Origin of the sequence: Granulicatella sp. zg-84, assembly GCF_010892375.1 — a bacterium.
Lineage (GTDB): Bacteria > Bacillota > Bacilli > Lactobacillales > Aerococcaceae > WM01.
This window is the reverse complement of sequence record NZ_WNJX01000036.1, coordinates 1-13,494: the sequence shown is the minus strand read 5'-3', so window position 1 is coordinate 13,494 and position 13,494 is coordinate 1. Positions and strand designations below refer to the sequence as shown.

Annotated in this window: 7 protein-coding genes and 1 other annotated feature; all 7 genes read left to right on the top strand. The window is 32.6% G+C overall.

Going from position 1 to position 13,494, the window contains the following annotated elements; genetic code table 11:
- Window positions 1-438 precede the first annotated feature (438 nt).
- A complete protein-coding gene (locus GMA06_RS07390) occupies window positions 439-5,448 on the top strand; it encodes a S8 family serine peptidase (RefSeq protein WP_163562201.1) in 5,010 nt (1,669 codons plus the stop codon).
- A gap of 109 nt (window positions 5,449-5,557) precedes the next feature.
- Window positions 5,558-5,753 (top strand) — a binding site (T-box leader).
- A gap of 64 nt (window positions 5,754-5,817) precedes the next feature.
- Window positions 5,818-7,512 carry an arginine--tRNA ligase gene (argS, locus tag GMA06_RS07385; protein WP_163562200.1) on the top strand — a complete coding sequence of 565 codons (1,695 nt, stop codon included), beginning with the start codon at window positions 5,818-5,820 and terminating at the stop codon, window positions 7,510-7,512.
- 84 nt (window positions 7,513-7,596) lie between these two features.
- Entirely contained in the window at window positions 7,597-9,117 is a 1,521-nt protein-coding gene (locus GMA06_RS07380; RefSeq protein WP_163562199.1) for a helicase HerA-like domain-containing protein, read from the top strand.
- Between the two features lie 394 nt (window positions 9,118-9,511).
- Window positions 9,512-10,933: a glutamate racemase gene (racE, locus tag GMA06_RS07375; protein ID WP_163562198.1), complete on the top strand. Its 1,422-nt coding sequence runs from the start codon at window positions 9,512-9,514 to the stop codon at window positions 10,931-10,933.
- Complete coding sequence (locus GMA06_RS07370) at window positions 10,930-11,445, top strand: metallophosphoesterase (protein ID WP_163562197.1); 516 nt, start codon at window positions 10,930-10,932, stop codon at window positions 11,443-11,445. The genes racE and GMA06_RS07370 overlap by 4 nt, the downstream gene beginning before the upstream one ends.
- A 17-nt stretch (window positions 11,446-11,462) precedes the next feature.
- Window positions 11,463-12,407 carry a thymidylate synthase gene (locus tag GMA06_RS07365; RefSeq protein WP_163545181.1) on the top strand — a complete coding sequence of 315 codons (945 nt, stop codon included), beginning with the start codon at window positions 11,463-11,465 and terminating at the stop codon, window positions 12,405-12,407.
- 40 nt (window positions 12,408-12,447) lie between these two features.
- Window positions 12,448-13,305, top strand: a complete 858-nt coding sequence (locus GMA06_RS07360) for a DegV family protein (RefSeq protein ID WP_163562196.1) — start codon at window positions 12,448-12,450, stop codon at window positions 13,303-13,305.
- Window positions 13,306-13,494: the final 189 nt, after the last annotated feature.

Sequence of the window (13,494 nt, the reverse complement as noted above, 5' to 3'; positions counted from 1 at the left end):
CAATGATTTTTTATGTCGAATGTCACACTCTGATATGTTTTCATGATCAAATGTGATGTTTTTATCCTTTAATTGTAGTAAGATTTCTGTTATATTAGACATAGGCAATTTCTCCTTATTATTTGGTCGTACTTTTAATTTAAGAGAAAATTGCCTTTTTGTCTACATAAAATTAGGGTTGCTGGCTTATGCCATCAACCCTAAAAATTATACAGCCAAAAAACGAAGTAACGCAATACGGTTACTTCGTTTTTTATTTGTCGGTTTAAAAGTGACATTTATTTTTATGGATTGAATAAAAAATAAATTTTATTCTTATGATTTTACTAACTAACACAAAGTTAATCACGCCTAACTTTTTATGTAAGTTGACTTGATTTATTGAAAATATCCTGATACAATAAATCGTAAACATAACTTTTTAAAAAGGAGAGAGATATGAGAAAAAAACATTTCTTAGGAGCAATGGCATTAAGTGCCATATTATGTATATGTTCGAGTGATCATATATTACACGCAGAAGAGCCATTTGGTACATCAATGATATCAAGTGATGCCGTCAATCATTTATCTAGAGTGATTGTTTCTTTCGATGAAGAAAATAGAAAGAAAATTATCGAACAGATTCATGCCATATCTGGTGCTGAGATAAAGTATCAATATAAAAAAATATTTAGTGGTTTATCATTAGATATTCCAAAAGATAAAATCACATTATTATCAGAAATAGCTGATATTCACAAAATCGAAGATTGTGCACCGGTTATTCCAAATATGATAACAGCAGGACAACTTACACAAGCATTACAAGCCAATGCACGATATCGTGTGGATGGTAGGGGAATGGTTATTGCAACGATTGATTCGGGTATCGACACAAAACATAAAGATATGCGATTAGATGAGGGGGTTGTCCCTAAAATTTTAGATATAAAAAAATCTGATAATAATGAATATTCTGCAAAAATTCCTTATGGATATAATTATGTGGACGGAAATGATAATTTATTAGATGATGTTGATGAACCACATGGTATGCATATTGCCGGAATATTGGCGGCAAATGCAACAGATGAAGATGTGAAAGCTAAAAGAGGGATTGACGGGATTGCACCAAATGCTCAATTACTTGTTTATAAAGTATTTACAGGAAAACATAGAGCTGTTCGTGAAGATGCTGCGTATGCGGCTATGGAAGATGCCATAGACAAAGGTGCAGATGTGATTAGTTTAAGTATTGGTTTGAGAGGAACTGGAAAAAAAGGAGATACGTTTTATACAGCAATTGAAAATGCTAAAAAACATGGCGTCATTGTTGTAGCAGCATTAGGAAATTCTGGTGCTTCAGCAGCAACAACGACTTATGACGAGAAAACAAATAATGATTTAAATGCAGTAGATACAGCATCCACTGTATCAGTTGCTGCTAATATAGATGTGATAGGTGTTGGATCTAGCAAAAATACACATTTAACATATAGTGCAATGACGATTGGTGATAAACCATATCCATATATACAAATTGGTAAAACAAAAGTTGTTGATAATACCTATGATTTTGTTGATGTTGGATTTGCGACAGAGGAAGAATTAAGAGGAAAGGAACTAGAGAATAAAATAGTTATTGTAAGAAGAGGAAAATATTCCATTCGTGAAAAAATGAGTTTATTATCTAGCAAAAAACCAGCAGGTATTATTTTAATTAGTTATAATGTTGGGCATAATCGAGATAATTATATGGATAAAGTGCCAGTAGAGTTAGCACCATTTGAATTAGCAAGTGGCTGTTGGGCGATTGGGGTATCTGGTTCAGACGGTGCTGATTTACAAGAACGTATTAAAACATCACCTAATATGGCATTAAAACTATCAATGGATGTCTTTCATAAAAAATATCGTGATGTTTCAATTCCTTCAGGATTTTCAAGTTGGGGACCAACAGTTGATTTAGAATTAAAACCAGATGTACTTGCACCGGGAGAAGATATTTATTCCACAGCAAATAAAAATAGCTATATGCTAATGTCGGGGACATCAATGGCAGCACCTCATGTTGCGGGTGCGACAACATTGTTACTACAGTACTTAAAAGAAAAAACATTACCAGAAAACTGGTCTAAAATGGATTTGGTAAAAGTATTGTTCATGAATACAGCACGTGTCTTAATGGACGATAATGCTATTGGTGAACGATTAGAGTTTTCACCTAGACAACAAGGTGCAGGCATTATTCAAATTCAAAATGCTTTAGAAACAAATGTCATTGTATCATCAAATGGTAAAGGGGCAGCAGCACTAAAAGAAATAGGAAAAACGACAACTTTTACGGTTAAACTAGAAAATATAGGGAAAACACCTCAAACATTCCATGTTCAAAAAGGAAATGTCTTAACAAGTGGAACTGTATCAGTTGATAAAATGCAAGAAGAAACACCAGTTAAAATCAATGAAGTACATGCTAAAAAAGTAGACGGAGCATCTATTCAAACAAGTGTACAGAGCATTACTTTACAACCAGGAGAAACAAAAGAAATTACAGCGACATTAAATACAGGAAATGCAAAAGATCAATTTGTTGAAGGGTATTTATATTTCATCTCTGAAACTGAAGGACAACCATCATTAAGTATTCCTTATATGGGATTTGTTGGTGATTGGGGGAAAGAGCCTTTAATTGATGCTCCTGCTTGGGAAGCCAATTCAAAAGTAAAATTAACCACTGTTATGGGAAATACTAATTTGAATTCAGAAGAATATGAAGAAATTGGCAAATCTGATTTTGAAGAAGGTATCAATCCTAAAAATATTGCTTTCACAACAAATTCAGATGCAGATACAGTGAAACAAATCGCACCACGTGTTGCTGTTTTGCGTGATATTTTAGATTATGAAGTAGCTATCGTGACAAGTAAAGATGATCAAGCAGAGCCTTTAAGACAAATAAAAGTTGGGAAATATTTACAAAGACTTATTTATGCAGATTATTTATTTGAAGATTGGTATAAAAAAGAAATGCAGTCACCGTTGCTTCAATTTAAATGGGACGGAAAAATTTATAATACTAAAACAGGTGAATTTGAACGTGCTCCAGAGGGACAATATTATTATCGCCTAAGAGCTAGAAATAAAGAAAACGGAAATTGGCAAACGACATATTTACCAGTAAAAATTGACAATACAAAACCAACGATGGACGTTGATATTGTTGATAAAGAAGATGATAAAAAAGATATTGTGATTCGTCTAAAAGACAATGTGGCTATTGGAAAAATAAAAGCAAGTATTGATTATGCAGATGTAGATGTTACAAAAATAAGTGAAGCGGAATATATGATTAAAGATATATCCATGAATTTAGAAACAGTGAATTTATTGCAAATACATGCCACAGATACAGCAGGAAATGCGGCAGATTATGAAAAAGAATTGCACGTTAAAGACGTTCACTTAGATAATATTAAAGATTTATCATTGAAAAAAGGAAATACAACATTAACGGGTCGCATCTCTGAACATGTGAAAGACATTAGTATGACTTTAAATGAACAAGCAGTAGAATTAACAAAAAATGACAAACAATTTTCTGCTGAATTAAAAGAACAGTTAAAAGACGGAGAAAATACATTGAAAGTCACGATTACTATGACTGACGGTAAACAACGTACATCAACATTATCAATTTTGCGTGACTTTGAAAAACCAACTTTAGACATCCGACCAGAATGGGAAGATGAAGATGAACAACTAATTAAAACAGCTGAAGATGGTACCATTACACTTTCAGGAAAAGTGAGTGATAATTTAACAGCTGCTAAAGATATTAAAGTGTATTACTATACAGGCGATAACTTTAGTAAACCTGAAAATAAAAAAGAAGCAAAAGTTGATGAAAAAGGGAATTTTACAATTACAGCAAACAAACGTGATTTCCCAGAAGATATTTATGTGGAAGCTGTCGATAAAGCCGGAAGAAAAGCGCAGCAATTTTTCTATACTTCTTTAACAGATGCAGATGATGATGAAAAATTATTCTATGTGTCCATGCACGACTATTTGATTTTAAATGTTGAATCTATTGTCCATGCAAAATTATACAGCTTATCAGACGGTACATATACATATGAAATTCCTATCAAAACAAATGAAGGTTTTTCCGCAAGTATCAATGGTGGTGAACGTGTTTATGCAAAAGGATCAGATATTTTGGCAAAAGCTATTGTAAAAGACGGATATAATACTATTAATATCAAAGGGTATGATGCAGAAGGTAATCTCATTTTTGACAGAGGTTATTCAATGTTCATTGATAAAGCTGCACCAAATGTTATTTTTAAAGACTTGCATTTTGTCGAAGAAAAAGATTCAGAAAAAGATATTGAAGGTGTGTTATACGTCAAAGAACCTATTTTAAAATTACAAGGAACAATACAAGACAATGGTACAGGGTGGAGTTTATATGTAAACGGACATTCAGTTGCATCAACGTCTATTGAAGGAGAATTAGGAAATAATAAAAGTACTTTCTCTTATCAAGTACCTGTTCAAGACGGAGATATTGTAAACATTAAAGCTGTCGATGTAAACAATAATTCAAACGATGAACATGGCTTGAATTATTTAGTGAAACTAGATGACCAAGCACCTGTGATTGAGTCAACTGTCCAATCAGGTGATGTCTTTGAGCATTCAGTCACACCAATGATTAACACAACAGATAATATAAAAGTGACACGTACCACTATAACATTGGACGGTAAACCATATACACTAAATACAGAAATTTCTGATAAAGGTAGACACGTATTAGATATTGAAGTAGAGGATATTGCTGGAAATATTACTAAGAAAAAAATAACTTTTAGAATTGGTAAAGATGATGAAAAACCAGCAGAACCAACACCGATACCTGATGTCACAACAAGTACATTGACTACCTTACCAACACCGACACACAGTGCCACAGATACGACAACAACGGTATCACAAATTTTTGAAGCACATACAGATAATCGTTTGTTTAGTGTTATGTTTAAAGAGCATGTTGATGCTGATATGCTCCATGTTGAAAAAGTAGATCATTCTGTTATAGCAGAAAAATTAAAACCAAAACATGCAACAGTTTACGATATTTATTTAACAAAAAATGGACAAAAAGTTGACATTAAAGAAAACCGCATTGTGTCTATTGATTTACATAAACATGAAAAAAATGCTGTACTATACCATGTACTATCGAATGGGCAATTAGAAAAAATACAGACGAAAGTTGAAAATGGTAAACTTATTTTTGAAACAAATCATTTTAGTCATTTTGTTTTAGGTGTAGATGTTGAGGTATCAAATACATTACCAAATACGGGAACACAAGAAATACATCTCTTTATTTATTTCGGAATTTTATTTTGCGGAATGGCAATATTTGTATACAAGAGAAGAGAACGTAAATAAATGATGTTTAAACAAGCACTCTAGATATTAAGGGTGCTTGTTTTTTGAATTAGAATTTAAAAATATTTATAAAATAGTAGACGTATCTTTTTTTTTTTGATATGATGATGTATATTCAATGAAAAAGAGAGTACATATTGCAAGATTTAATCTAGCGAGTCGGGAGGGTGAAAGCCGACGTAAACGCAATGTGGAAGCGCACTTTGGAGAAGACGTAAATGTCCGTTTATCAAACGTTACATGATAAAAGAGTGGGAATATATATTCCAACTAGAGTGGTACCACGGATTTAATTCGTCTCTATTAAACAGTAATGTTTAATAGAGATTTTTTGTTTATGTACTCAGTTTAACAGTAAAGGAGAAAAATATGTTAGATTATAAATTAATTATTGCACAAGTATTACAAACAGCATTAAATGAACAATTATCTCAAGATGATATTTATCAATTATTAGAAACCCCTAAATATGCACATTTAGGAGATATTGCTTTTCCGTGTTTTACTTTGGCAAAAGTATTAAGAAAAGCACCTCAACAAATTGCACAAGATATTGCAGGAAATGTAAAAAATGATTACATTGAAAAATGTGAAGCAGTGGGGCCTTATGTTAATATCTTCTTATCGAAAAGTTTAGTGTCTAAAGAAATTTTAAGTGATATTCAAGAAAAGAAAGAACACTTTGGAGATTTGAATTTAGGACACAAAGAAAATGTTATAGTAGATATGTCTTCGCCAAATATTGCAAAACCAATGTCTATGGGACATTTACGTTCTACGGTAATTGGAGCATCTTTATCCAATATTTATAAAAAAATTGGTTATAATGTTATTAATATCAATCACTTAGGTGACTGGGGAACACAATTTGGAAAATTGATTGTAGCCTATAAATTATGGGGGAACGAAGAAACAGTTAAAAAAGATCCTGTAAATGAATTAGTGAAATTATATGTAGAGTTTCACACTCAAGCAGAGGAGCATCCTGAATTAGAAGATGAAGCACGTGCGGTCTTTAAAAAACTTGAAGATGGCGATGCAGAAATGATTGCATTATGGCAATGGTTCAAAGATGAGTCCATTAAAGAATTTGAAAAAGTATACGATATGTTAGGTGTTCATTTTGATCATTATATGGGTGAGGCTTTTTATAATGATAAAATGGATGAACATATTGCATTTTTAGAAAATAATGGTATTTCTGAAACAGATAATGGCGCAACAATCGTTCGTTTAGATGATGAAGAGCTGCCGCCAGCTTTAATCAAAAAATCAGACGGTGCAACATTGTACTTAACACGTGATATTGCCACAGCATACTACCGTAAACGCACATTTGATTTTGTAAAAAATATTTATGTTGTAGGAAATGAACAATCAAATCACTTCAAACAATTAAAAGCTGTTTTGAAAAAAATGGGTAATGAGTGGTCTGATGATATGATTCACGTTGCATTTGGATTGATTACGATAAATGGACGTAAAATGTCAACGCGTAAAGGTGAAATTATCTTATTAGAAGATGTATTAAAAGATGCTTCAGCATTAGCTTTAGAACAAATTAAATTAAAAAATCCAAACTTAGAAAATAAAGAAAAAGTTTCTACTCAAGTAGGTGTGGGTGCAGTTGTATTCCATGACTTGAAAGCTGACCGTATGAATAGTTTTAATTTTAATCTTGATGAAATTGTTCAATTTGAAGGTGAAACAGGTCCTTATGTACAATATTCTCGTGTACGTGCATTAAGTATTTTGAGAAAATCGAAAATGGAAACTGTGGATAAAACAGATATTTCACTAACAGACGATTATGCATGGGATGTCATTAAAATATTAAGAGAATTTCCAAATGTTATCGAGCGTGCTGCAAAAGTATTCGAACCATCTGTCATTTCAAAATATGTCATTCATTTAGCGCAAAGCTTTAATAAATACTATGCAAATAGTACTGTATTAGCTAATGATGCACAAAAATATTCAAGATTAGTTTTAGTACAAGCTGTTGCAGATGTTTTAAAAGAAGGTTTAAGACTATTAGGTATTGAATCTCCTGATGAAATGTAATTTTTACTTGCTATATCACACGCAAATCGTTATGATAAGCGTGTGATATTTTGTTTGATGATATAACGGAAAAGGAGATAAAAAATGACAACAATTCAAATTGCAAATGGAAAACAAGCGCCATTGATGAATTTATCTATGTTAAATCGTCATGGACTAATTGCAGGAGCGACAGGTACAGGGAAAACGGTTACATTAAAAGTGTTGGCAGAACAACTTAGTTTATCAGGTGTTCCAGTCTTTTTAGCAGATATAAAAGGTGATTTATCTAGCTTAGCACAAGCAGGAGAAGTCACAGAAAAATTACAAAAACGATTAGAATTATTAGGCATTACAGATTATGAACCATCTGCATTTCCAGTACGATTATGGGATGTATTTGGCGAACAAGGACATCCAGTACGTGCTACCATTTCTGAAATGGGACCATTGATGCTTGCTCGTTTGTTAAGTTTAAATGATACACAAACAGGTATTTTAAATATCGTTTTTAAAATTGCTGATGATAATGGTTTATTATTAGTTGATTTAAAAGATTTACAAGCGATGTTGAAAGATGTTGCAGATCATGCGTCGGACTACACATCACAATATGGAAATATTACAAAACAATCCGTTGGAGCTATCCAAAGAAGTTTACTTGTTTTAGAACAGCAGGGTGGTGATTTATTTTTTGGTGAACCTGCTCTATTCTTATCTGATTTTATGCAAACAGATGAGCAAGGTAGAGGTATTATCAATATATTATCAGCTAATAAATTATTCCAATCACCAACTCTATATGCCACATTTTTATTATGGTTATTATCTGAATTATATGAAACATTGCCAGAAGTTGGTGACTTAGAAAAACCTAAATTTGTCTTTTTCTTTGATGAAGCGCATTTATTATTTGAAGATGCACCAAAAGTATTTGTTGATAAAATTGAACAAGTAGTTAGACTTATTCGTTCAAAAGGTGTGGGTATTTATTTTATTACACAAAATCCTATTGATTTGCCAGAAACAGTACTAGCACAATTAGGAAATAGAGTACAGCATGCATTGCGTGCCTATACACCAAAAGAATTAAAAGCTGTTAAAGTTGCAGCAGATACATTTAGACAAAATCCTGAACTAAATGTGTCAGAAGTCATTACACAACTCGAAGTTGGAGAAGCACTTGTGTCATTTTTAAATGAAAATGCACAACCAAGTATTGTCGAAAGAGCGTATATTTGTCCACCGAAAAGTAGTTTTCAAACACTTGATCCAATGAAACAGCAAGCCATTATCAATCAATCACCAATGGAGTATAAATATAGAGATGCTGTTGATAGAGAATCTGCCTATGAAGTACTTGCTGCTAAATATGAACAAGAACAAGCTGAACAAGAACGACTAGAACAAGAAAAACAAGCAGAAAAAGAAAGAATAGCTGCTGAAAAAGAGCGAATTGCTTATGAAAAAGAACAGGCAAAACTGGCGAAAAGTCAACCTAAATCTGTTTTTGATAAAGCAACAGATTCTTTCATCAATACAGCAGTTAGAACAGTTGGTCGTGAATTGGCAAGAGGTATTTTTGGTAGCTTACTTGGTGGTAGTGGTAAAGGAAAACGTCGATAAATTTATGCTGTCATAAAAGATAAAAAGAGAGAGCGAGGACGTTCTCTCTTTTTTGTAATGATATTGGTAGAAAGAATATTCCAACCTTAAGAAATATTATTATATGTTTAAAGACATTATCTAAAGAAAACTTTTCATATTTTATTGTAATAAAATATGGTAAACACAATTAAAAAGATATCGAGATTTTCTCTACCAACAAACGCAAATCATTTTTTAAGTAAATAAATAAGCAAAAAAAAAAAAATATTGTATAATGTACTGTAATTGGGGTGAAAAAAATGAAAAAAAATTGGAAAAATACTAGCTGCTTTACAAGTTGTTGCAGTTGCATTACCTATTATGGCATGGCTTGCACAATTTATCGCAGATGGTTTAGAGGAGACGGAAAGTGATGAATAAGCAACCAATAGGTTTCATTGATTCAGGTGTTGGTGGATTAACCGTTGTAAAAGAATCTTTAAATCAACTACCTAATGAAACCATTTATTATTTAGGTGATTCTGCTAGATGTCCATACGGTCCTCGTACTCCAGAGGAAGTACGCCAATTCACTTGGGAAATGGTTCATTTTTTACTAGAAAAAAATATTAAATTGCTTGTCATTGCCTGTAATACAGCGACAGCAGCCGTATTGCCAGAGATAAAACAAAAGCTCTCCATTCCGGTTATTGGCGTGATTGACCCAGGCAGCCGTGCAGCTATTTCTAAAAGTAAAAATAAACGAATTGGGGTTATTGGAACAACAGGTACTATTCAATCCGGTGTGTATGAACGTACATTAAAAAATAAAAAACAATCTATTCATGTGTTTAATTTACCCTGTCCAAAATTTGTTGGATTAGTTGAAGAGAACAAAATGAACACAACAGATGCACAAGAAACGGTTTTGGAAACATTAAACACTTTAAAGGAGCATCATTTGGATACACTTATTTTAGGTTGTACCCATTACCCGCTTTTAAAAGAGCATATACAAAATGCTATGGGTGAGCACGTCACACTCATTGATTCTGGTGTTGAAACAATTACGGATGTGAGTATGTTGTTGGATTATTTTGATATTGCTTCTACACATGAAGGTGAAAAACATCATCGTTTCTTTACAACCGGAAATAAAGAACAATTTGAAAAAGTAGCAAAACAATGGCTAGATATGCCCGAATTAGATGTAGAGGTTATCTCTTTAGAAAAGTATCAGAAGGTGACACAAATGGAAAAAGTTTTACTGATTGCCACTAAAAATAAAGGAAAGGCTAGAGAGTTTGAACAAATTTTTGGTGAAAAAGGTTATTCTGTCAAAACGCTTTTAGACTATCCAGATATTGAGGATATTGAAGAAACGGGGACAACCTTTGAAGAAAATGCACGTTTAAAAGCAGAAAGTATTGCACAACGTCTAAATGTTATGGTTATTGCAGATGATTCTGGACTAATGGTGGATGCTTTGCATGGTGAACCAGGGGTTTATTCAGCAAGATATGCTGGAGAACCAAAAAGTGATACAGCCAATAATGCAAAATTATTGTCAGAATTAGCAGGTGTTCCTAAAGAACAAAGAACAGCAACATTTCACTGCACCTTGGTTCTTGCAAGACCGAATGAACAATCTATTGTCGCATCAGGAAATGTGCGAGGAGAAATTTTAACAGTGCCAAAAGGCGAAAATGGGTTTGGATACGATCCATTATTTTATATAGAAGAATATGGCAAAACAACAGCTGAGATGACACCAGAAGAAAAAAATAAAATTAGTCATCGTAAAAAAGCCATTCAACACTTATTATCAATATTACCTCAGGAGGTTTTATCATGAAAATTTTAGTGATTAGTGATAGTCATGGTATCGAAGAAGAAATGTTAGAATTATTACGTTATTATAGAGATAAAGTAGATTATATCATTCATTGTGGTGATTCAGAGTTAAATGAAAATCATGAAGTATGGTCTTTATGTGATAGTGTTGTGAAAGGAAATAATGATTTTTATGCACCATTTGATAACTATCAAATTGTCAAAGCAGGAGATGAAAATATTTTTGTGGCACATGGTCACATGCATGTTGTTAGCTTTACACGTGCTCAATTAGCCAATGCTGCTTATGAAAATAAATGTCGCATTGCCTTATATGGTCATACGCATATCTTGAAAGTAGAAGATGAAGAAGGGGTTGCATGTATTAACCCAGGTAGTTTTAATCATTCAAGAGGTCCAATTAAAGAAAGAACGTATGCGATTGTATCTGTGGACGGAGACATTGTTGATGTTGAGTTTTACAAACATGATCGTACACGCTTAGAAGGTTTAGAAGATAGAGTAGTCTTGTAAGCGATAGAAAGGATACTATGAAACAATATTTAGATTTTTTACAAAAAATAGTAGATGAAGGTGTCGAAAAATCTGATAGAACAGGAACAGGCACAAAAAGTATTTTTGGTTATCAAATGCGTTTTAATTTACAAGAAGGCTTTCCAATAGTCACGACTAAATCTGTTCCATTTGGTTTAATTAAAAGTGAATTGTTATGGTTTTTACATGGCGATAATAATTTGAAGTATTTATTAGAAAATAATAATCATATTTGGGATGAGTGGGGCTTTAAACGTTATGTGGAAAGTCCAGATTACACAGGACCTGATATGACCGATTTTGGTAGACGTTGTTTAGTAGACGAGGCATTTAATGCTCTCTATCAACAAGAAATGCAAAAGTACTGTCAACAAATTTTAGAAGACGATATATTTGCACAAAAACATGGTAGTTTAGGAAATATTTATGGTGTTCAATGGCGACATTGGAAAACAACAGACGGTAATGAAATTGATCAAATTCAGCAAGTAATCGATACTTTGAAAACAAATCCAGATTCAAGACGTATCATCGTATCTGCTTGGAATCCAGAAGAAGTACCTAGTATGGCTTTACCACCATGTCATACGATGTTCCAATTTTATGTTGTTAACAATCAATTAAGTTGTCAGTTATACCAACGTAGTGGAGATGCTTTTTTAGGTATTCCATTTAATATTGCCAGCTATGCCTTATTGACACATTTAATTGCGAATGAAGTAGGATTAGAAGTTGGTGAATTTGTGCATACAATTGGAGATGCACATATTTATTTAAACCATTTAGAACAAGTAAAAGAGCAATTAACTCGCACACCATATTCTTTACCTAAATTATTATTGCATAAACCAGATCTTTCTTTATTTGATATTCAAAAAGAAGATATTACATTGATAAATTATCAAAAACATGCAAAAATAACAGCACCAATTGCTGTTTAATGACTTATTTTACAAAATACAAAGAAGGAGTGTACATAACATGAATATTGCAGTTGTTACAGATAGTGTTGCCTATTTGACGAAAGATGAAATAGAAGCGTTAAATATCTATGTTTTACCTCTATCCATTGCATTTAAAGACAAAACGTATATGGAAGGAGAAGAGATTAAACCAAGTGAATTTTATGATTTAGTACGTGGTGCAAAAGAATTACCAAAATCTTCTCAACCATCTGTTGGACAAACAATGGCACTATTTGAAAAATTGTCCAAAGATTATGATGCAGTCATTTCCATTCATTTATCTTCAGAAATTAGTGGTACGTATCAAACAGTAGCAAGTTTAAATGGAGAATTTGATAACTTCACTGTTTATGCGGTAGACTCAAGACGTGCTTGTGGTGCTCAAGCGCAATTAGTTAAAGAAGCGGTTCGTTTAGCACGAGAAAATGTTTCTCCAGAAAATATTATCGAAAAATTAAATACGATGATTGCAGCACAAAACGCATTTTTCTTAGTGGACGATTTAATGCATTTACAAAAAGGCGGACGCTTATCAACAGGTTCAGCTGTTATTGGTTCGATGTTAAACATTAAACCTATTTTAACGATTGACGGTAAAATTGTTCCAACAGAAAAAATAAGAACATTTAAAAAAGGTATTTCTCGTATTACAGAATTATTTCAAGACCACGTCAATCAATATGATGTACCTTTTACAGCAACCATTCATCATGCTAATCGTTTAGATGTTGCTCAAGAATGGAAAGAAGAACTAGAAAAACAATTCCCGCAAGTAACGTTCAATATTGTAGAATTTGGTGCAGTTATTGGTACACATCTAGGTGAAAAATCAATGGGTATGATTTTTGGACCAACAACAAGCGAAGAATTATAAAAATTTAGTAAAAAGACTTTATATCAACATTTGCAATAAGTTGATATAAAGTCTTTTTTAGTGGCTCTATGTCAAATAGGGTTGATGACTCATAAAAAGTAGTGATGTCACAAATGTTACGTCACTATCTTTTTATTTTAAGTCACAAAGTGATGTACGGCTCACCGAAATGTACACGATACATTTTTC